General features: G+C 72.6%; 22 protein-coding genes. 12 read left to right on the plus strand and 10 right to left on the minus strand.

Annotated features, from left to right (window positions below):
* Positions 1-16 precede the first annotated feature (16 nt).
* A complete protein-coding gene (locus ACH4G3_RS26895; protein WP_397626919.1) occupies positions 17-571 on the plus strand; it encodes a methylated-DNA--[protein]-cysteine S-methyltransferase in 555 nt (184 codons plus the stop codon).
* 12 nt (positions 572-583) lie between these two features.
* Here ACH4G3_RS26895 and ACH4G3_RS26900 read toward each other — a convergent pair whose 3' ends face one another.
* Positions 584-1,012 carry a VOC family protein gene (locus ACH4G3_RS26900; RefSeq protein ID WP_397626920.1) on the minus strand — a complete coding sequence of 143 codons (429 nt, stop codon included), beginning with the start codon at positions 1,010-1,012 and terminating at the stop codon, positions 584-586.
* A 99-nt stretch (positions 1,013-1,111) separates the two neighbouring features.
* On the opposite strand from ACH4G3_RS26900, the gene ACH4G3_RS26905 reads away from it, so the two are divergent.
* A complete protein-coding gene (locus ACH4G3_RS26905; RefSeq protein WP_397626921.1) occupies positions 1,112-2,020 on the plus strand; it encodes a pseudouridine-5'-phosphate glycosidase in 909 nt (302 codons plus the stop codon).
* Entirely contained in the window at positions 2,017-2,982 is a 966-nt protein-coding gene (locus ACH4G3_RS26910; protein ID WP_397626922.1) for a carbohydrate kinase family protein, read from the plus strand. The genes ACH4G3_RS26905 and ACH4G3_RS26910 overlap by 4 nt, the downstream gene beginning before the upstream one ends.
* 25 nt (positions 2,983-3,007) lie before the next feature.
* Here ACH4G3_RS26910 and ACH4G3_RS26915 read toward each other — a convergent pair whose 3' ends face one another.
* A complete protein-coding gene (locus ACH4G3_RS26915; RefSeq protein WP_397626923.1) occupies positions 3,008-3,802 on the minus strand; it encodes a class I SAM-dependent methyltransferase in 795 nt (264 codons plus the stop codon).
* Between the two features lie 241 nt (positions 3,803-4,043).
* Between ACH4G3_RS26915 and ACH4G3_RS26920 the strand changes: the two genes are divergently transcribed.
* Positions 4,044-5,171 carry a magnesium and cobalt transport protein CorA gene (locus ACH4G3_RS26920; protein WP_354739090.1) on the plus strand — a complete coding sequence of 376 codons (1,128 nt, stop codon included), beginning with the start codon at positions 4,044-4,046 and terminating at the stop codon, positions 5,169-5,171.
* Between the two features lie 42 nt (positions 5,172-5,213).
* On the opposite strand, the gene ACH4G3_RS26925 is transcribed toward ACH4G3_RS26920, so the two are convergent.
* Both ACH4G3_RS26925 and ACH4G3_RS26930 read right to left on the minus strand, forming a co-directional pair.
* Positions 5,214-5,642: a CBS domain-containing protein gene (locus tag ACH4G3_RS26925; protein WP_020277626.1), complete on the minus strand. Its 429-nt coding sequence runs from the start codon at positions 5,640-5,642 to the stop codon at positions 5,214-5,216.
* Between the two features lie 128 nt (positions 5,643-5,770).
* The gene (locus ACH4G3_RS26930; RefSeq protein ID WP_397626924.1) at positions 5,771-6,412 is read right to left on the minus strand and encodes a nucleoside/nucleotide kinase family protein; all 642 of its coding nucleotides are present in this window, start codon (positions 6,410-6,412) and stop codon (positions 5,771-5,773) included.
* A gap of 144 nt (positions 6,413-6,556) precedes the next feature.
* On the opposite strand from ACH4G3_RS26930, the gene ACH4G3_RS26935 reads away from it, so the two are divergent.
* The 3 genes from ACH4G3_RS26935 (at position 6,557) to ACH4G3_RS26945 (ending at position 9,663) form a co-directional block, all read left to right on the plus strand.
* Positions 6,557-7,279: a DUF2293 domain-containing protein gene (locus ACH4G3_RS26935; protein ID WP_397626925.1), complete on the plus strand. Its 723-nt coding sequence runs from the start codon at positions 6,557-6,559 to the stop codon at positions 7,277-7,279.
* 272 nt (positions 7,280-7,551) lie between these two features.
* On the plus strand, positions 7,552-8,031 hold the full coding sequence (locus ACH4G3_RS26940) for an anthrone oxygenase family protein (RefSeq protein WP_397626926.1): 480 nt from the start codon (positions 7,552-7,554) through the stop codon (positions 8,029-8,031).
* A 141-nt stretch (positions 8,032-8,172) separates the two neighbouring features.
* Positions 8,173-9,663, plus strand: a complete 1,491-nt coding sequence (locus ACH4G3_RS26945) for a glutamate synthase subunit beta (protein WP_397626927.1) — start codon at positions 8,173-8,175, stop codon at positions 9,661-9,663.
* 24 nt (positions 9,664-9,687) lie between these two features.
* On the opposite strand, the gene ACH4G3_RS26950 is transcribed toward ACH4G3_RS26945, so the two are convergent.
* Positions 9,688-10,173 (minus strand): carboxymuconolactone decarboxylase family protein, encoded by a 486-nt coding sequence (locus tag ACH4G3_RS26950; protein ID WP_397626928.1) that lies wholly within the window; start codon positions 10,171-10,173, stop codon positions 9,688-9,690.
* Positions 10,174-10,220: 47 nt separating this feature from the next.
* On the opposite strand from ACH4G3_RS26950, the gene pdxR reads away from it, so the two are divergent.
* Positions 10,221-11,633, plus strand: coding sequence for a MocR-like pyridoxine biosynthesis transcription factor PdxR (gene pdxR, locus ACH4G3_RS26955; protein WP_397626929.1), 1,413 nt, complete (start codon positions 10,221-10,223; stop codon positions 11,631-11,633).
* A 22-nt stretch (positions 11,634-11,655) separates the two neighbouring features.
* On the opposite strand, the gene ACH4G3_RS26960 is transcribed toward pdxR, so the two are convergent.
* From ACH4G3_RS26960 to ACH4G3_RS26970, 3 genes are all read right to left on the minus strand, one after another.
* The gene (locus ACH4G3_RS26960; RefSeq protein ID WP_397626930.1) at positions 11,656-12,468 is read right to left on the minus strand and encodes an SAM-dependent methyltransferase; all 813 of its coding nucleotides are present in this window, start codon (positions 12,466-12,468) and stop codon (positions 11,656-11,658) included.
* Positions 12,469-12,561: 93 nt separating this feature from the next.
* On the minus strand, positions 12,562-12,816 hold the full coding sequence (locus ACH4G3_RS26965) for a DUF397 domain-containing protein (RefSeq protein ID WP_020277664.1): 255 nt from the start codon (positions 12,814-12,816) through the stop codon (positions 12,562-12,564).
* Positions 12,817-13,677, minus strand: a complete 861-nt coding sequence (locus tag ACH4G3_RS26970) for a helix-turn-helix domain-containing protein (protein ID WP_397626931.1) — start codon at positions 13,675-13,677, stop codon at positions 12,817-12,819.
* A gap of 246 nt (positions 13,678-13,923) precedes the next feature.
* On the opposite strand from ACH4G3_RS26970, the gene ACH4G3_RS26975 reads away from it, so the two are divergent.
* The 3 genes from ACH4G3_RS26975 to ACH4G3_RS26985 all read left to right on the plus strand — a co-directional run bounded on the left by ACH4G3_RS26975 (position 13,924) and on the right by ACH4G3_RS26985 (position 17,257).
* A complete protein-coding gene (locus tag ACH4G3_RS26975) occupies positions 13,924-14,586 on the plus strand; it encodes an ATP-binding protein (protein ID WP_397626932.1) in 663 nt (220 codons plus the stop codon).
* Positions 14,583-15,017, plus strand: a complete 435-nt coding sequence (locus ACH4G3_RS26980) for a hypothetical protein (RefSeq protein WP_397626933.1) — start codon at positions 14,583-14,585, stop codon at positions 15,015-15,017. Before ACH4G3_RS26975 ends, ACH4G3_RS26980 begins: the two co-directional genes overlap by 4 nt.
* Before the next feature lie 239 nt (positions 15,018-15,256).
* Positions 15,257-17,257, plus strand: a complete 2,001-nt coding sequence (locus tag ACH4G3_RS26985; protein WP_397626934.1) for an ABC transporter ATP-binding protein — start codon at positions 15,257-15,259, stop codon at positions 17,255-17,257.
* A gap of 24 nt (positions 17,258-17,281) precedes the next feature.
* Here ACH4G3_RS26985 and ACH4G3_RS26990 read toward each other — a convergent pair whose 3' ends face one another.
* Together ACH4G3_RS26990 and ACH4G3_RS26995 are read right to left on the minus strand one after the other, a co-directional pair.
* Positions 17,282-17,464, minus strand: coding sequence for a hypothetical protein (locus ACH4G3_RS26990; protein WP_037674458.1), 183 nt, complete (start codon positions 17,462-17,464; stop codon positions 17,282-17,284).
* Positions 17,465-17,665: 201 nt separating this feature from the next.
* Positions 17,666-19,030, minus strand: coding sequence for an amidohydrolase (locus ACH4G3_RS26995; protein ID WP_397626935.1), 1,365 nt, complete (start codon positions 19,028-19,030; stop codon positions 17,666-17,668).
* A 42-nt stretch (positions 19,031-19,072) separates the two neighbouring features.
* Between ACH4G3_RS26995 and ACH4G3_RS27000 the strand changes: the two genes are divergently transcribed.
* A complete protein-coding gene (locus tag ACH4G3_RS27000; RefSeq protein ID WP_397626936.1) occupies positions 19,073-20,026 on the plus strand; it encodes an endonuclease/exonuclease/phosphatase family protein in 954 nt (317 codons plus the stop codon).
* The last annotated feature ends 7 nt before the right edge of the window (positions 20,027-20,033 follow it).

Here is a 20,033-nt window from a genome sequence, read left to right on the forward strand (position 1 = left end):
GTCGTACGGTGGGCGCATGGACAGCCATGGGCAGGTCGGGCAGCGGGTCGTATGGGCCGTCGTCGACAGCGGCATCGGCCCGCTGTTGCTGGCGGCCACCCGGGAGGGCCTGGTGAACGTCGTGTTCCATGCCACGGACGCGGTGCGGGACCGGGCGGTCGAGCGGCTGGCGTCCCGGCTCGGCACCGAGCCCGCCGAGGCGCCCGGCTCCCCGCTGCTGGCCGAGGCGATACGTCAGGTCGAGGCGTACTTCGCGGGTGAGCGCCGCGACTTCGACCTGCCGCTGGACTGGTCGCTGATCTCCGGCTTCAACCGGGAGGTCCTGCGCGAGCTGGCATCCGGTGTGCCGTACGGCACGGTCGTCGGGTACGGCGATCTGGCCGGGCGGGTCGGCCAGCCGGGCGCGGCCCAGGCCGTGGGCACGGCGATGGGCGCCAATCCGCTGCCTGTGGTGGTGCCCTGTCACCGGGTCGTCGAGAGCGGCGGTGGCATCGGGGGCTTCGGGGGCGGCCTGGAGACCAAGCGGAAGCTGCTGGCCCTCGAAGGGGTGCTGCCCGAGCCGCTGTTCTGAGGCCGCGCCCGGTCAGTCGTAGTGCCGCGCCTCGAAGACGTTGCCGTCCGGGTCGCGGAAGTAGAAGCTGCGCGTGGCCTTGCCCCGGGCCCCGAAGGAGTCGTACGAGAGGTCCGACACCGGTACGGAGCGTTCCTCCAGGCGGCTGAGGAGGGCGTCGAAGTCGCCCCGGGGCAGTGACAGGCAGACGTGGTTGACGGGGTGCCCCGCGCTGTCGGCGGCGCCGGGCAGCATCGTCATGCGTTCCGCGAAGGTCAGCGGCATGAGGTCGAGAATCGTCTCGTCGTTGACGCGTACGGAGGGGAACGGCACCTCACCGGCGGCGAACTCGGTGAGCCTGACCGTCTCCAGGCCGACGGCTTTCTCGTAGAAGTCTGCGGCAGCGACCGGGTCGCGCACCCAGAGGACGACGTGGTCGAGTCGCGGTGTGTTGTCCGTCATGCACTCCAGGCTCGTGACCTCGCCGACAGCCCGCAAGGGTTTGGCGCGGCGCGCCGCCCGCCAGAGATGAGGGAAGACCGACCGACAGGAGGCAGGCGCGTGGTGCTGGTGGTGTCAGAGGAAGTACGGGAGGCGATCGAGGCGCGTCGGCCCGTGGTGGCCCTGGAGTCCACGATCATCGCCCACGGGCTGCCGCGGCCGCGCAACCTCCAGGTGGCGCTGGAGCTGGAGACGGCGGTGCGGCAGGAGGGCGCGGTGCCCGCGACGATCGCCGTGCTGGACGGGCGGCCCCATGTCGGGCTGGACAAGGAGCAGCTGGAGCGGGTCGCGAACGAGGACGGCATCCGCAAGCTGGGCCACCGCGACCTGCCGCTCGCGACGGCCTCCGGGGCGAGCGGGGCGACCACGGTGTCGGCGACGGCGATGCTGGCGGCGCTGGCGGGCGTGCGCGTGTTCGCGACGGGCGGGCTCGGCGGCGTGCACCGGGAGTGGACGGTGACGCAGGACGAGTCGGCCGACCTGGGCTTGCTGGCGCGGACGCGGATCACCGTGGTGTGTGCCGGGGTGAAGTCGATCCTGGACGTGCCTGCGACCTTGCAGCGGCTGGAGACGCTGGGTGTCGCGGTGGCCGGATACGGCACCGACCGGTTCCCCGGCTTCTACCTGTCCGACTCGGGCCATCCGGTGGACTGGACGCTCGGGACGCCGGAGCAGGTGGCGGACGTCATGCGCGCCCAGGACGCGCTCGCCGGGCCGGAATCGGCGCTGATCGTCGCCAACCCCGTCCCCGTGGAGGAACAGCTCGATCCGGAGCTGCACGCGCGCGTGCTCGCGGACGCGCTGCACGCGTGCGAGGAGGAGGGCGTCACCGGCCAGGCGGTCACACCGTTCCTGCTCGACCACCTCGTACGGCACACCGACGGCGCCTCCCTGAGCGCCAACCTGGCGGCGGTCCGCGGCAACGTACGCCTGGCGGCGCGGATCGCGGCGGCCTGGGCACGGGGATGACCGGGGCCGGGGCCGGCCGCGGTGCGGCCGGCGGAGCCGACTCGGCGGGAATCTCGACAGCGGGCGGGGCGCTGCTGGTCGTCGGGGACGTCATCACGGACGTCGTCGCGCGGCATGTGAGGCCGCTCGCTGCCGGTACGGACACGGTTGCCTCGATCCGGACGGTGCCGGGCGGGGCGGGCGCCAACGTGGCGTGCTGGGCCGCGCACCGGGGCGCGGCCGAGGTCCGGCTGCTCGGGCGCGTGGGGGCGGAGGCCGCCGCCTGGCACGAGCGTGAGCTGGTGGTCCACGGTGTGCGTCCGCAGCTCGTCGTCGACCCGCTGGCACCGACCGGCACGGTGATCTGTCTGGTGGACGGGGGCGCTTCGGCGGAGCGGACACTGCTCACCGACAGCGGCGCGTCGTTGCGGTTCGAACCCGCCGACTGGTCGGACGCGCTGCTCGACGGTGTGGCCCGGCTGCACCTGTCGGGCTACCTCCTGTTCTCCGAACCGAGCCGCGCCCTGGTGACGGTGGCTCTGCAGGCCGCACGCGCGCGTGGCGTGCCGGTGAGCCTGGATCCCGCGTCGGCCGGTTTCCTCCGGGAGCTGGGCTCCGGGCGGTTCCTGGCGCTCGTCGAGGGCGTGGACGTGCTGCTGCCCAGCCGGGACGAGGCGTGTCTGCTGACGGGGCTGACCGACGCGGCCGACGCGGCGGCCGAGCTGAGCCTGCGTGTTCCGCTGGTGGTCGCCAAGCAGGGGCACGAGGGGGCGCTCGTGGCCCGCTCGGGAAAGGTGTGCGCCCGCGTGCCCGCCACAGCGGCGACGCCACGGGACACCACGGGCGCCGGTGACGCCTTCACCGGCGCGTTCCTCGCCGCCCTGCTCGCGGGTGCCGGGCCGCAGGAGGCGGCGGAAGAGGGCTGCCGGGCGGGTGCGGCGGCGGTGGAACGGGTGGGCGGCAGACCGCCGCTGCCCGGCTGATCCCCGGTTCCCCGCACGCCCCTGGCTACTGCTTGCGCCCCCACGCCGAGATCATCGGAGCCGTCGTCAGGTCGAGGGCGCCGGACGTGACGTTCGCGAGATGCCGGTCGATGTCCTGGTCCGTGGCGAGGCCCGCGGTGACGAGCTGGTCGCGGATCTGGCGGATCGTCACCGACTCCAGGGCGGCGCAGGCCGGCGAGGCGACGGGGAAGTAGGCGTCGGCGTGCACACGGGTCACGCCGGCCTCCCGGAGCAGCCGGGGCAGGACGCGGCCGCAGGGCAGTTCGGTCCCGCGGTCGGCGAGCAGCCTGCGGAAGCCGTGCCGCAGCCGGTTGGCGAGCTGCTGCTCGGGGCCGTACTCGTCGGGGCAGAGCAGCGGCTGAAGGGCGGGGTCGGCGTCCTCGACGAGGATGCGTCCGCCGGGGCGCAGCGCCTGGACCATGGACCGCAACGCCCGTGCCCGGTCGGCCACGTGGACGAGGGCGAGACGGGCGTGTACCAGGTCGAAGCCCTCCCCCGGCGGCTCCTCGGCGCCGAAGTCGTGCACACGCACGTCGACGGGCGGCCGGGCGACGGGGGCGAGCCGTGAGATGTCGGTGGCGGTCGCGACGACGCGTCCGGTCCGGCCGACCCTCTTCGCCAGCCAGGACACCACGGAGGTGCCGCCGGCTACGACCTCCCAGCACCGCCAGCCGGATCCGACGCCGAGCGCTTCGAGGTGCCGGAACGTCGTGGGGTCGAAGAGAGCGGCGAAGGCGCTGAAGTGCTCTGCCGCCTCGGTCTGCCGGTGGTCCAGGAGGTACCCGTCGGTTCGCGTCATGCCGCGATCATCCCAGTTATCCGACTTGTCCGTGATGGGCGACGCTCCGGTGCGGAGAACCGCACGGCGTCCGACGCGCGTCGAAGTCTCGGGGCGAGGGCACCCGGAGTCGTTCATCCACAGCCGGGAACAAAGCGGAACGAGCCGCTTCCACAGGCTTACCCGCAGCTCACGTCGGCCTGGCAGACTGACGCGCCAAGGCGCGGGAACGGCGCGAGGAGCTCCACGCAAGGAGATGCAGATGTCCATGGCAGGGAATCTGCGGAAGGTCACGGGCCTCGGCGGGGTCGGCGGCCTCCGCAAGGTGGCTCGGCTGGCCCGGCGGCGCCCGCGCGTCGACCTGAGTCACCCGGCCCGCTCCCCGCTGGGCTCCTCGGTGGTGAACTGCGTGACGTACCGGGACGGTGTCCGCACCACCGCTCGCGGCGACCTGGTGGACGCCATGGAGTGGGTCCGCAAGAAGGGCGAGGGCTTCGTCTGGCTCGGCCTGCACGAGCCGACCGACCGGGAGTTCGCGGGCATCGCCGAGCTCTTCGACCTGCACCCCCTGGCCGTGGAGGACGCCGTCGAGGCCCACCAGCGCCCCAAGGTGGAGCGCTACGGCGAGACGCTCTTCGCGGTGTTCAAAACGGTCTGTTACGTCGAGCACGAGGAACTCACGGCCACCAGCGAGGTGGTGAACACCGGCGAGATCATGGTCTTCGTCGGTAAGGACTTCGTGATCACGGTGCGGCACGGCATGCACGGCTCGCTGGGCCCGCTGCGCGAGGAGCTGGAGTCCGACCCCGGCCAGCTGGCCAAGGGCCCGTCCGCGGTGCTGCACGCGATCGCGGACCACGTGGTGGACGACTACCTGACCGTCACGGACTCCGTGCAGGAGGACATCGACCAGGTCGAGACGGACGTGTTCGCGGAGACCGGCGCGCGGGCCGACCCGGGGCGCATCTACCAGCTCAAGCGTGAACTCCTGGAGCTGAAGCGGGCGGTGGTGCCGCTCAGCCGGCCGCTGGAGGATCTCGCCACCCGGCCGATCCGGGTGGTCGATCCGGAGATACAGGCGTACTTCCGGGACGTCTCGGACCACCTGCTGCGGGCGAAGGAGCAGATCGCCTCCTTCGACGAGCTGCTCAACTCCATCCTCCAGGCGCACCTCGCGCAGGTCACGGTCGCGCAGAACGAGGACATGCGGAAGATCACGGCGTGGGCCGCGATCATCGCCGTGCCGACGATGGTCTGCGGGGTGTACGGCATGAACTTCGACCACATGCCGGAGCTGCACTGGCGGTACGGCTACGGCATGGTCATCGGCGTCATATCCGTCGCGTGCCTGGTGCTCTACCGGGGGTTCCGGCGCAGCGGCTGGCTCTGACCGGGGTCGTGACCTGCGGGGTCGTGGTGGGGTGAGGCGCGGTCAGCGCGGGGTGGTCCTGGCGTAGACGCTCTCGGCCCAGGAGGCGATCTGGTCGCCCGCCAGGTGCCGGGCCAGGTCGGCTTCGCTGATCATGCCGACCAGGCGCTTGTCCTGGATGACGGGAAGCCGGCGGATCTGGTGCTCCTGCATCTCGTGGAGCACCTCGCCGACGTCGGCGTCCGCGTCGATCCAGCGAGGCGTGCCCTTGGCCATCTCGCCCGCGGTGACCTCGGCGGGGTCGTGGCCCATGGCGACGCAGCCGACGACGATGTCGCGGTCGGTGAGGATGCCGCAGAGCCGTTCGTTCTCGTCGCTGATGGGCAGGGCGCCGACGTTCAGTTCGCGCATGAGCTGGGCGGCGCGGTCGAGGGTTTCGTGGGCGGGGATCCACTGGGCGCCGCGGTGCATGATGTCTCCGGCGGTGGTCATGGAGTACCTCCCGGTGCCGGACGGCCGGCGCGGCGCGGGAGGCACCGCGAGTCCCGGCGTCCTTCATTCTCGCCGCGTCACCCGGCACCCGCACACGGAACAGCGCCCTGGGCCGGCGGGACAGCGGCTCAGCCGCCCCACGCCGGATGGCGCGGATCATCGGCCCGTACCAGGACGTCGGCCGTGCTGACCGGGTCGGTCTCGTGCTCGTACCGCTCGAAGGCCGGCAGGGTCCAGTGCCCGTCCTCGGGCGTGCGGCGGCGCAGGGCGCCCGGGGAGAGCAGGAAGTGGACGCTCAGATCGAAGGGGAACCAGTGCCGAAGGAGGAAGGGCCCGTGCAGCAACAGCACGCCGCCTGGCGGGAGTCGGACGTAGGGGCTGCGGGTGGCCCGGTCGGCGTCCGGGTCCCACAGATCCGGCAGGACGCGGCCGTCACCCCCGGCTTCGAGGGGGCCGAACACCTCGCGCCACAGGGCGTTGGTGTCGTACCAGCCGCTGTAGTAGGACTCCACGTCCCGGTGGCCGTACTCCAGTCGCACGGAGGCGGGGCGCAGAAAGCCCTCCGTGCCCACGACGAGCGAGGAGCGGCCGCGTATGCGCAGCGCCTCGGAGACCCGCCGGGCGAGGTCTCCCGGGCGGGCGGCGGGGGCGCCGTCGAAGGCGATCCGCGGCCAGGGGCTGCCGTCGGCGGGCTTCAGATCGAGCAGGCGCTCGGCGAGCGTGTCGCCGAGCCGGTCCCAGGTGATCGCTTCGAGTCGCACACGGCCCATGATGCGTCAGACCGCGGCAGGACGTGCCGGGCCCACGAGCGCCGCGGACACCGGGGCGGATGCGGCGGAACGAGAGGCGCCTCGATCCCCGGGGTCTCTTCCGGCGGATGCAGTGTGCGCCGCGTCAGCGGGAAGGAAGCCCCTATGGTCCCGGACCGCCGTACGGCCCCGCGCGCGACGCTCCCACCCCGCACCCCCGCCGGACTCCTCGTCTTCCAGCCCCTCAAGCGACGGCACTGCGCCGAGTGCCGGCGAGGGCCGCTGCCCCTGCTCGTCCTGGAGGACGCTGCCCCGCGCTGCCTCGACTGTGCCGACCTCGGGCACTTGGTGTTCCTGCCGCGCGGCGACACCGCGCTGACACGCAGATCGCGGGAGGAGAGCGCGCTGTCGGCGGTGGTCGTGCGGTTCAACCGGCGCAGGAGCCGCTACGAGCGGCAGGGCGTTCTGGTCGAGGATGCGGCGCTCGCGAGGGCCGAGCAGCGGTGTCTGGCGGACGCCGAGGCACGACGGCGGCGACGGGTGCGGGACGCGCGGCGACGGGCGGCTCAGGACGCCCTGTTCGCCGAGGCGTTCGCGGCGGAGATACGGCGGCTGTTTCCCGGCTGTCCGGCCGACCGTGCGCGGGCCATCGCGGCGCACGCCTCGGAGCGGGGCAGTGGGCGGGTGGGCCGCAGCGCGGCCGGGCGGGCGCTGACGGAGGGGGCGGTGACCTCGGCGGTCGTGGCGTCCGTACGGCATCTGGACACGCCGTACGACCGGCTGCTGATGAGCGGGGTGCCGCGGCACGAGGCGCGGCGGCGGATCGCGGCGGCGGTGGAGACCGTGCTCAGGGGGTGGACCGAAGCGGGGTTCGGCTCCGCCGGGTGACCCGGGCCGGTCGGTCATTCGGTGATGCTCACGCGCACCGTGATCCGTGTGGCCGCCGAACCCGATCCGTGTGGCCGCCGGACCCGATCCGTGTGGCCGCCGAATGCTGGTCCGTGCGGCCGCCGAATGCTGGTCCGGCCCACCGGTGGGCCAGACGCACGCGTATGGCCGCGCGCCGCTCGGCCATGGTCACCGTGCTCGTACGGGATTTCACTTGTGGTGAGGAAGGGTGCCGGGGCAGGATCCCGGCTCGACGGGCGGGAGAGGCTGACATGATCGACGGACCGTACTTCGTGCTGACGGTGCTGGGTGTGCTCGGGACCGGCCTGGTGGCCGGGGTGTTCTGCGGCTTCTCGACCTTCGTCATGCGGGGCCTCGCCACGCTGCCGCCCGCACAGGGGGTCGCCGCGATGAACGCGATCAACGTGGCCGCGGTGACACCGCCCTTCATGGTCGTTTTCCTCGGGTCGGCCGTGCTGTGCGCGGTGATCGCCGTGGTGACGTTCGTGCTGTGGCCGGAGGAGGGGACCGTGGAGCTGCTGGTGGGCAGCGCGCTGTACCTGTTCGGCTCGTTCGGGCTCACCATGGTCGCGAACGTGCCGCGCAACGACGCGCTGCTGAAGATGGAGCCGGGCACCACGGAGGCGGCCGCGTACTGGCCGGCGTACGTGCGCGAGTGGACGATGTGGAACCACGTCCGCACGGCCGCCTCGGCCGGGGCGGCGGTGGCGTACGTGCTCGCACTCACCTGAGCGCCGGCAGGCCCTGACCTGAGCGCGCCGGCAGGCCCTGTCCCGTCCCCTGCGGGTGTGCCGCCGCGGACGTATCGTTGCCGGAAGGAGTGCCGCCCGACGACGCACGGCCTGTCACCCGCGCACGCAAGGAAGACGGCCATGGCCGACCCCAAGGGTTTCATGACCACCCCCCGCCAGGACTGGCCGCGCAGGCCCGTCGAGGAGAGGGTCCGGGACTGGGACGAGGTCTATGTCCCCGGGGCGCTGCTGCCGATCATCGGCAAGCAGGCCGACCGCTGCATGGACTGCGGCATCCCCTTCTGCCACGAGGCCTGCCCGCTGGGCAACCTGATCCCCGAGTGGAACGACCTGGTGTCGAGGGAGGACTGGCGGGCGGCCGCCGACCGGCTGCACGCCACGAACAACTTCCCGGAGTTCACCGGCCGGTTGTGCCCGGCGCCGTGCGAGGCGGGCTGTGTGCTGGCGATCAACCAGCCGGCCGTCACCATCAAGAACGTCGAGTGCGCGATCGCCGACCGGGCGTGGGAGGAGGGCTTCGCCCCGGCGCGGCCGCCGGAGCGGCTGTCCGGCAAGACGGTCGCGGTGATCGGTTCGGGGCCCACCGGGCTGGCGGCGGCCCAGCAGCTGACCCGGGCGGGGCACACGGTCGCCGTGTACGAGAGGGACGACCGGCTCGGCGGGCTGATGCGGTATGGCATCCCCGCGTTCAAGATGGAGAAGCACCATCTGGAGCGGCGGCTGGAGCAGCTGCGGGCCGAGGGGACCAAGTTCCGTACGTCGACGTCGGTCGGGCGGGACATCCGGGCGGATGAGCTGCGGACCCGCTACGACGCCGTGGTGCTCGCCACGGGGGCGACCACCTGGCGCGAACTCGACGTGCCCGGGCGGGAGCTGACCGGCATTCACCAGGCGATGGAGTATCTCCCGCTGGCCAACCGGGTGCGCGAGGGCGATCTGGAGACGTCCCCGCTGTCGGCCGCCGGGAAGCACGTCGTCATCGTCGGCGGCGGCGACACCGGGGCCGACTGCCTGGGCACGGCCGTCCGGGAGGGCGCCGCGTCCGTGACACAGCTGGACATCTACGCGCTGCCGGACCCCGAGCGCGACGAGGACACCGAGCCCTGGCCGACGTATCCGGTGCGGATCTACCGGCTGTCCGCCGCGCACGAGGAGGCCCGTGACCTGCGGACGGCTCCGGTGGCCGACGCGGACGCGCGGCTGTTCGCGGCGTCCACGCTGCGCTTCGAGGGTGACGCGGAGGGCCGTGTGCGGTCGCTGCACCTGGTCGAGGTGGACGCGCGGCGCCGCCCGGTGGAGGGCACCGGGCGGACGCTCCCCGCCGACCTCGTGCTGCTCGCACTCGGCTTCTCCGGGCCCGACCGGAAGGACGGGCTCGTCGACCAGCTGGGGCTGGAACTGCAGCCCCGCGGCACGATCGCGCGGGACGCCGGTTTCGCCACGAACGTGCCCGGCGTGTTCGCCGCGGGGGACGCCGCACGGGGCCAGTCGCTCATCGTCTGGGCGATCGCCGAGGGGCGGGCCGTGGCGGCGGCGGTCGACCGGTATCTGACGGGCAGTTCGAGGCTGCCGTCACCGATCGGACCGTACGACCGGCCCATGGCTGTCTAGGAGAGCAGGCCGGGCAGGAGGGGATCACCGCTCGTCGGTCCCCGCCACCTTCCCCGTCGACAGCGCCACCCTGTTCCAGGTGTTGATCGTGCAGATCAAGGCGAGGACCTGGGCCAGTTCGCGCTCGTCGAACAACGCGGCGGCCGCTGCGTAGACCTCGTCCGGGACACCCGCGTCGGCGACGAGCGTCATCGCCTCCGTGAGGGCGAGGGCCGCCTGCTCCCGCTCGGTGAAGAAGTGCCGGGCCTCGCGCCACACGGCGACCATGTGCAGCCGGTCCTCGCTCTCGCCGGCCTTGCGGGCGTCGTTGGTGTGCATGTGCAGGCAGTACGCGCAGTGGTTGAGGTGCGAGGCGCGGATCTGGATCAGTTCGACGAGGGCCGGGTCGAGGCCCTCGCGGGCGGCGGCGTCGAAGGCGATCAGTGCCCGGAAGGCCTTCGGGGCGGACTTGGCGAACTCCAGCCGGGGCGCCTTCACCTGCGTGCTGTTCGTGCTCGTGTGCGTCGTCATGTCCCTCAACCTACGAGCCGGAAAGACCCGCTGTAGGGTGCATTTTCATGGCGACTTCATGGGTCAATTCCGCGGAACGGATCGGGTCCGACCTGCATCTGGAGCTGACCGGGCCGGGCGGCCGGCGCGCGGCGCTGATCCGGGCCCTGCGGGAGGCCGTACGCAGCGGGCGGCTCGCTCCGGGCACGCGGCTGCCGCCGTACCGCTCGCTCGCGGCCGATCTCGGTGTCGCCCGCAACACGGTGGCCGACGCCTACGCGGAACTCGTCGCGGAGGGCTGGCTCACCGCCCGGCAGGGCTCGGGCACCCGGGTCGCGGAGCGTGCGGAGCCGCTGCGGTCCGCCGCGCGCGTGCCCCGAAAGGCACCTGCACGCGCGCGTGGACCCCGGCACGACCTGACGCAGGGCACGCCGGACGCCTCGTCGTTCCCGCGCACGGCGTGGCTGGCCTCCTACCGCAGGGCCCTCCAGCAGGCGCCCAACGAGGTGTTCGGCCCGGGTGACCCCGCCGGCCGGACCGAACTGCGGGAAGCGCTCACCGAGTACCTGGCACGCGCGCGTGGTGTGCGCACCGAGCCGGGCAGGATCGTGATCTGCTCCGGCTTCGCGCACGCGCTGCGGCTGCTGTTCGGAGGGGGCGTCCTGCGCGGCCCCTTGGCGGTGGAGGCGTACGGGCTCGGATTCCACCGGGAGGTCCTCGCGGCGGCCGGGGTGCGGACCGTGCCGCTCCTCCTCGACGAACACGGCGCCCGGGTCGACCGGTTGGGGCGCGAGCGTGCCGTGCTGCTCACGCCGGCGCACCAGTTCCCGACCGGCGGCCCGCTGCACCCCGCGCGCCGGGCCGCCGTGATCGACTGGGCACGCGCGCGTGGCGGGCTGGTCCTGGAGGACGACTACGACGGGGAGTTCCGCTACGACCGCAAGCCGGTCGGCGCGGTCCAGGGCCTCGACCCCGAGCACGTGATCCACATCGGCTCGGTCAGCAAGAGCCTGTCGCCTGCGGTGCGGCTGGGCTGGATGGTGCTACCGGAGCGGTACGTCGACGCCGTCCTGGCCGTCAAGGGGGACCGGGAGGCGTGGGCGAGCGTCCTCGACCAGCTGAGCCTCGCGGACTTCGTCGTCTCCGGGGCGTACGACCGTCACGTACGGCGGATGCGGCAGCGGTACCGCGGCCGCCGGGACCGGCTCCTCACGGCGCTCGCCGAGCACGCGCCGCACATCGAGGCCACCGGTATCGCGGCCGGGCTGCACGCGGTGCTGCGGCTGCCGCCCGGCACCGAGGCGTCCACGGTCAAGGCCGCCGCCTGGCAGGGCATCGCCCTGGACGGCCTCGCGGCGTTCCGGCACCCGGACACGGACATGGCGGCGGGCGACGGCCTCGTCGTGGGGTACGCGACGCCCTCCGAGCATGCGTACGGGCCGGCCCTGGAGGCGCTGTGCCGTGCACTGCCGCCGCCGTGACCGGCCCGAGAAGCGTGTGGCGCTACGGCTTGCGCGCGACCGCCCCGTACCCCGGGATCACCCCGTCGTCCTGCCCCGGTACGGGCTCGCCCAGTTCGGGGTGCCAGCGGTGGGGCACCTCGACGCCGGGCTCGACGAGGTCGAGGCCGTCGAAGAAGCGGGTGAACTCCTCGCGGGAGCGCAGGGCCAGGGTGACACCCGCGGCACGGAGCTTCTCGGTGGCCGCCTTCGACTCCTCCGGGGTGAAGTCGGCCGTGGCGTGGGTGATGACCAGGTAGCTGCCGGAGGGCAGTTCGGCGAGCAGCCGGCGGACCAGGTCGTGCGCGCCGTCCTCGTCGGAGACGAAGTGCAGCAGCGCGATGAGCGACAGCGCGACGGGCCGGGTGAAGTCCAGGACCTTCCTCGCGCCCTCCAGGATGGCGTCCGGGTCGCGCACGTCGGCCTGGAGGTACTCGGTCGCCCCCTCGTCCGTGCCACGCAGCAGGGCCGCCGCGTGGGCCAGCACGATGGGGTCGTTGTCGCAGTAGACGACCCGGGCGTCGGGGGCGATCTCCTGGGCCACCTGGTGGAGGTTGGGCTCGGTCGGGATGCCGGTGCCGACGTCCAGGAACTGCCGTACGCCGTTCCCGGCCAGCCAGCGGGTGGCCCGGTGCATGAACGCGCGGTTGACCCGCGCCATGACCGGCACCCGCGGGTCGAGAGTGAGCATCTGCCGGCCCATCTCCTCGTCGACCGGGTAGTTGTCCTTGCCGCCGAGGTACCAGTCGTACATCCGCGCGGGGTGGGGTCTGGTCGTGTCGATCTGGACGGCCGGTATGGGGTCCTGCCCGGTCATGAGGCACTCCGTAAGGCACAAAGGGTGGTCAATTCAGCACCAAAGTCAGAAAGTCGAGCGACGGAAAGCCGAGCGTCAGAAAAGGCGATCGCATCAGGACAGCAGGAAGTCCGCCTCCCCCGCCTTCGCCCCTTCGATGAAGGCCGTCATCTCGTCCGTGGTGTAGATCAGCGCCGGTCCGTCCGGGTCGGTGGACTGCCGGACGGCGATCCGGCCGTCGGCGAGTTTCATCGCCTCAAGGCAGTTCCCGCCGTTCCCGCCGCTCCACGGCTTGTGCCAGCCTTCGCTGCCCAAGTCGCGCGCGGGCATGCCGTTGTAGACGTGTTTGCGCGGCTTGATGCGATCCATTCACAGCTCCTTGCGGAGATCCCTGAGGATCTCCTTCGTGCGTTGTGCCGTAGCGGCCTGCGCCGCCATGCGGTCCATGACCTCGAGGTGGGTCGCCACCTCGGCGCGCTCGTCGAGATAGACCGCGCCGGTCAGGTACTCGCTGTAGACCATGTCCGGCAGTTCGGGCATGACAAATCGGAACAGCACGAACGGCCCGTACGTGCCCGGGTGCGGCCCACTGGCGAATTGGGCGATCTGCAACGTCACATTGGGCAGCTTCGTGGCCTCGATCAGCCGGTCGATCTGGGCACGCATCACCTCCGGGCCGCCGACCGGGCGCCGCAGCACGGTCTCGTCCATCACGACCCACAGCCGGGGCGCGTCCTTGCGGGTGAGCAGTTCCTGGCGCTGCATCCGCAGGGCGACATGGCGCTCGATGTCGTCGGGCCGGGTCTGGCCGATGGCGCCCGAGCGGAGCACTGCGCGCGCGTAGTCCTCTGTCTGCAGCAGCCCGGGGACGAAATGGGGCTCGTAACTGCGGATGAGGCCGGCCGCGCCCTCCAGGCTCACGTACATCGAGAACCAGCCGGGCAGGATGTCGTGGAAACGCTGCCACCAGCCGGGTTTGTTCGCTTCCTCGGCCAGCAGGACGAAGGCGTCGGCCTCCTCGCCGGAGATTCCGTAGGCCTTCAGGAGGAGTTGCAGATACGGGATTTTGAGCGCGACCTCGGCCATCTCCATACGGCGGACCGTGGCGGGGGCGACACGGAGGATGCGGGCGGCCTCCTCGCGCTTCATCCCGGCGCGTTCCCGCAGGTCCAGCAGGCGCCGGCCGAGGACGACCTGGCCCACCGTCGGCGCGGACCGCGGTTCGCTCACGCCCCACCTCCACCAAGAGTTCTGACGAGCCGGCCACAAAAGAACGCTGACAGCCCGGCGGCGCCATTCGAAGGCCTTTTCGAAGAGCTGACTATCCGAACAGACGTTCCGAACAAGCCTTCGACGGTCTCAACTGGCGCCGTGCGGGGTGCTGTTGCGAGCAGTGTGCCACGGCCTTCCAGACCGTCACACAGCACTCTGCAATTTTCAGAGTGACACTTGCCAAGTGTTCACGGCGGGGCGATAGTGGCAAGCGTGATTCCGTCCGCGCCCTTAGGAACAGACGCCGCCGCAGGCCCTTACGGCCTGGGTGCCAGCCCGGAAGCAGGCCCCGTCGGGGCCGCTGCCGAGCGCCGGTTCCGTTTCGAGCTGGCCGCACATCCGGGTTCTCCCGCACAGGCCAGACGCCTGACGCGGGCCCGGCTGACCGGCTGGTCGGTGTGCGAGGACACGTGCGACAGCGCGGCGCTGGTGGTTTCCGAGCTGGTCACCAACGCCATCGTGCACACGGCGAGCACGCACATAGTGTGCGAGTTGCACGACGGGGACGACCTGGTGCGGATAGCCGTGCGTGACGAGGGCTGCGCCCCGGGCCAGCCCCACGCGGCCGGCCGCACCCTGCCCGAGGAGGAGCACGGGAGGGGACTGCTCCTCGTCGACGCCCTCTGCGAGGCCTGGGGTGCCCAGGAGCACGGCCCCGGGCTGCTGGTCTGGGCCGACCTGCCGCGCGAGGACGACACCCCGCGCGATCCGGCGGAGCCCCGGAACGACCTGGGCTGGGGCGCGCGTCCGAAGCCGGGCCCGTCCGACGACCCGGGCGACGGGGACGGAGCACACCGGGCGCGCCGCACGAAGGGCGCTCAGGAAGTCCCCGCGCAGCAGCGACGCCGAGAGCGGGGGCCGGCATGAGCCCCGGGCGCGGCGGCCGCGTCCTGCACCTCGACACCCTGGCCCGGCTCCGGCGCGAGCTGCGGACGACGGGCCCGGCTCTGCGGCTGCCCGTGCCCGACGGCATGACCGCCCCGCTCGGCTGCGACGCGGTCGCGGTACCCGCCCGTCTCGGGCCGCTGGTCATGCCCCGGTTGCCCCGCATGGGCTGCGTTTACGCCGACGAGACGCACTGGTGGTGGCTGGTGCCGTCCGACTCCGACCAGGCCCTGGACTGGCCGCTCCCGGCGCACTACGCCACCGGCGCGGTCGTCCCGGACGTCCCCGAGCTGCCGGAACTGATCCACCGCCCGGACGGCACGCTGCCGTACACCCCGCCGATTCCGCTGTACCTGGCCCTGTGCCGGGTGACGGGGACCGCACCGGCCTGGTCGCGGCCGGTCAGCGCCTAGAACTCGCAGAGCTCGCAGAACTCCTGGTACTCGTACAGCTCGTCGGCCTCGTGGAACGCGGCTCGGTCGAGGCGTACGCACCACCCCTACGACTCCGCGCCGCCCCACGCCTCACCCCGTCGGGTCGTGCGCCCGCGCGCCTCCGGCGCCCCGGGCTGCGCCCTGCCCGGGCGGGCTCCGCCCCGGCCATAGTGACCGTTCGTCCACGAGCGGGGCATGAGCAGGGAGGTCGGTCGACGGTGGCGAAGAAGCGGACCGCGCCGGAGGTGTCCGAGTCGGAGCGGCTGCTCTTCGGCGGACCGCTGCGCTACGACATGGGCTGGAACCAGCACGCCGACGCCTTCCTGGAGCTGAACTTCCGCGCCATGATCACCCGGCTGCCGTCCCTGCTGGCGTCCAGCCTGCGGCTCGCCCGGCAGGCCGACCGGGGCGCCGCGCGGGTCGTGCTGGCCGCCGAGGCGGGCCGGGGCGTGGCACAGGCGGTGGCGCTGCTCGCGGTCAACAGCGTGCTGGCACGGCTGATGGGCGGCGGTGCGATCGAGGGCCGGCTGCGCGGCGCCGTCCCCGCGCTGGTCACCGTGGCCGTCGTGATGCTGCTCGCGGCGCTGCTGCGGGCCGCCAGCACCTACGCCACCGGACGGCTCGAGCCCAAGGTGGAGCGGGTGGCGACCGAGCAGTACCTGGAGCGGGCCGCCGCCGTCGAGCTGGCCGCGATCGAGGACCACGCCTTCCACAAGCTGCTGGACACCGCCCAGTACGGCGCTGCCTCCGCCCGCCGGATGATCATGTACGGGACCCGCGTGATCAACGCGATGATCTCGCTGGTCGCGGCGGCCGGTGTGCTGACCGTGCTGCACCCGGCGCTCCTGCCGCTGCTGGTGACCATGACGCTGCCGAGCGCCTGGAGCGCGCTGACCGTGGCCCGGCGGCGCTACGAGTCCTTCCACGCCTGGGTGCAGCACGCCCGTGCGGGCCGGCTGCTCGGCAATCTGCTGATCGAGCCCGAGGCGGCCCCCGAGATCCGGGTGCACGGGGTGGGCGCGTTCCTGCTGCGGCACTTCCGCGCGATGTCGGAGACGGCGGAGGCCGAGCAGGCCCGTCTGGCCCGGCTCGCCGCCCGTACCGGCCTGATCGCGGCGGCGTGGACGGGCCTGGCGACGGTGGCGACGTACGCGACGCTCGGCGGGCTGCTGCTGGCGGGCGCGATGGCCCTGTCGGTGGCCGGTACGGCCGTGATCGCGATCCGGACCGGCTCGCAGAGCCTCGACACGCTCGTGGTGGAGGTCAACGCGCTGCACGAGGAGGCCCTCTTCGTCGGCGATCTGCATCGGCTCTACACCGAGGCGGACCAGTGGGCGATCCCGGCGGGCGGCGCGCCGCTGCCGGAGGATCCGCGCGAGATCCGCTTCGAGAACGTCACGTTCCGTTACCCGGGTGACTCCGCCCGTCCCGCCCTCGACGACGTGTCGCTCACCCTCCCGCTAGGCCGGATCGTGGCGCTGGTCGGCGAGAACGGCTCCGGCAAGACGACCCTGGTCAAGCTGCTCGCCGGGCTGTACACCCCGGAGAAGGGGCGGATCCTGTGGGACGGCGTGGACACGGCGACCGCCGACCGGCACCGGCTGGCCGAGCGGATCGCGATGGTGGCGCAGGACTTCAAGCGGTGGCCGTTCACGGCCCGGGTGAACGTCGCCCTGGGACGCACGTCGGCGCCGGTGTGCGAGCAGCGGCTGGCCGCGTCGATCGCCGAGGCCGGGGCCGAGACGGTGATCGCGGACCTGCCGCGCGGGCTGGACACGCTGCTCGCCCGCAACTTCAGCGGCGGGCACGAACTGTCGGGCGGCCAGTGGCAGCGGCTGGGCATCGCCCGGGCGGCCTACCGCAGGGGCCGCATCCTGATCGTGGACGAGCCGACGGCGGCCCTGGACGCCCGGGCCGAGCTGGAGGTCTTCGAGCGGATCCGCGCCCTGGCCGACAGCGGCCAGACGGTCGTACTGATCACGCACCGGCTGGCGTCCGTCCGCCACGCTGATCTGGTGCACGTCCTGGACCAGGGCCGGCTCGTGGAGTCCGGCACTCCGGACGAGCTGCTGGCGACCGGCGGCCTCTACGCCGAGCTGTACGCCCTCCAGGCGGAGCAGTTCGCCACGTCACCCACGACGGCTCCGCAGCCGACGACGGCCCCACAGCCCTCCGCGGTCCAGCCGGTCGCGCAGGTGCCGGCGCCGAAGGCCGGCTGAGCCACGCCCGGCTCGGGGCACGCGTCAGGCCGCGGCGTCGGCACCGTCCCCGCTGCGCACGATCACCAGGAACATGTCCGTGGCGAGATCCATGACGACCTCGGCAGGCAGGCCCTCCAGACGCCGCGCCTGCGCGAACTCCTCCGCCGGCCAGGAGCCACGCGGCCCACCGGCGGGAAAGCTCTCGAGCACTGTTCGCCCGTTCACCCTGCACCTCCATGTCGCGCTGTACTCGTAGAGTTAAACGCCAACCATGGGGTGAACGGCTCGCGAAGTGACGGTTCTGAGACGTAGTTGACACTCATTCACCGCTGAGTGTGACCAAACTCTCAGCCGCTTGGTCTATCTTTTCACTTTACGTATCAGTCGCCACACTCGTCGTGACAATTCGGAGGTCCGTCGAGAACGTCAGGTGTCGTAGTCCTGGATGCGCCGGCCGTGGCTGCGGTCGACGAGGGCGGGCAGGCGCTCCTCCAGCTCGCGTACCACCGCCGGAACGTCGATCGTCAGGAGCGTCCGGTCGCGCATCAGGATCCGGCCGTCGACGATCGTGGTGCGCACGTCGGAGGAGCGGGCGCTGTGCACGAGCGTGGCGGCGAGGTCGTGGACCGGCTGGGTGTGCGGTCCGGTGAGGTCGACCAGGACGATGTCCGCCCGCCGCCCCGGCGCGATGCTGCCGACGCTGTCCCCCAGTCCCACGGCACGGGCGCTCTGGAGAGTGGCGTGGTGCAGGGCCTGGCGGGAGGTGAGCCAGCGGGGGTCGCCCTCGGAGGATTTCTGGACCAGGGAGGTGAGGGCCATGGACTCCCATACGTCGAGGGAGTTGTTGGAGGCGGCGCCGTCGGTGGCGAGCCCGACGTCGACGCCGATGTCGCGCAGGGCACGGACCGGGGTGGTGCCGGGCCAGGCGAATTTGAGGTAGCCGCGGGGCGCGGTGGCGACGGCCGCGGAACCCGCCGCCCGCTCCAGGACGGGCAGGTCGCGGTCGACGATGCCGGTGCCGTGGGCGAGGAGCACGTCCGTGTCGAGGATGCCGGTGCGTTCCAGGACCTCGATCGGGGTGACACCGTGGCGGGCGAGGCTGGTCTCGGTCTGGTCGCGGTTCTCGGCGGCGTGGAGGTGCACGGGCAGGCCGTGTTCGCCGGCGAGCCGGGCGGTGGCGGCGAGATCGGTGTCGCCGACCGTGTAAGGGGAGTGCGGGGCGAGGGCGGTGGTGACGCGGCCGTCGGCGAAGCCGCGGTGCCGTAGCGCGAACTCCAGTGACCGCTCCCGGCCTTCGGGTCCCTGCGAGGAGAAGTAGGCCTCCCCCAGCAGCGCCCGCATGCCGCAGTCCGCGACCACGTCCGCCACCGCGGCCATGGCGAAGTAGTGGTCGGCGAAGCAGGTGACGCCGGCGCGGATCATCTCGGCGCAGGCGAGCCGCGCCCCCAACTCGACGTCCTTCTCCGTGAGGTTCGACTCCACGGGCCAGACGACGTCGTTGAACCACTCCTGTGTCGGCAGGTCCTCGGCGAGGCCGCGCAGCGCGACCATCGGCGCGTGCGTGTGACAGTTGATCAGACCGGGCAGGGCGACCTGGCCCCGGGCGTCGAGGCGCTCGGCGGCGGGCAGGTCCGCGGCCCCGGCGGTGGTCGTCACGGCCTCGACGACCCCGTTCCGTACGACGATCGCGGCGTCCTCCTCGAACCCGATGCGCTCTTGATCGTCGTGCACGAGGACGGTACATGCGCTGATGATGAGGTCCGCGGGACTGTCCGCGGCGGAAGGCGTCATCGCGCCAACGTACGACCTGTCGGCTTCTGAAAGGAGCCCGGCATGCTCCTCGGCACCTGGAACCTGGAGAACCTCTACCGGCCCGGCGGCCCGTTCGGTCCGAAGGACGAGGCCGCCTACCGGACCAAGCTCGCCGCCCTCGCCGCCGTGATCACGGAACTCGACCCGACACTGCTCGGCGTGCAGGAGGTCGGGGACCCCGAGGCCCTGGAGGACCTGGCCGGGATGCTCGACGACGACTGGCATGTCGCACTGTCCGGGCATCCGGACAGCCGGGGCATACGGGTCGGGTTCCTGAGCCGTACGGCCGTGAAGGTGCTGGCCGACACCACGGCCCTCCCGGCGGAGCTGCGTCCCCTGCAGGTGGACGACTCGGGGACGACGGTGACGCGGACGGGGCGGGGCTTCCTTGCCGTGGAGGCCGTGGAGGTCGGGGACGGGCCGCTGCGGGTGGCCGTCTGCCACCTGAAGTCGAAGCTGCTGTCGTACCCGAACGGCCGGTTCCAGCCGCGCGACGAGGGCGAACGGGCCCGCTACGGCGCCTACGCCCTGTACCGGCGGGCCGCCGAGGCGACGGCCCTGCGCGCCCTCGCGGACGAACTCCTGGACGGCGACGGGCAGGGCAGGGACGTGGCCGTACTGGGCGACCTCAACGACGAGGTACAGGCCGCCACCACGCAGATCCTGCTCGGCCCGCCCGGCTCCGAGATCGGCACGCCGGGCCACGAGCAGGCCGACGAGGGCGACGCGACCCGGCTGTGGGACGTGGCCCCGCTCATCCCGCCCGGACAGCGCTACTCCCGCGTCAACTCCGGGCGGCGCGAGCTGATCGACCATGTGCTGGTGAGCCACCGGCTGGTGCACCGGGTGACGGCAGCGGGCACGGGCCTGCCCGGCGAGGGCCCGCCCGGTCTGCCGTCGGTCGGCCCGGACCCGGCGGAGCGGCGGGGCGCGCCCGGGTCGGACCACGCGCCGGTGTGGATACGGGTCGGCTGAGGGATCA

This window comes from Streptomyces afghaniensis, assembly GCF_044327915.1.
In the GTDB taxonomy this organism is placed as follows: domain Bacteria; phylum Actinomycetota; class Actinomycetes; order Streptomycetales; family Streptomycetaceae; genus Streptomyces; species Streptomyces afghaniensis.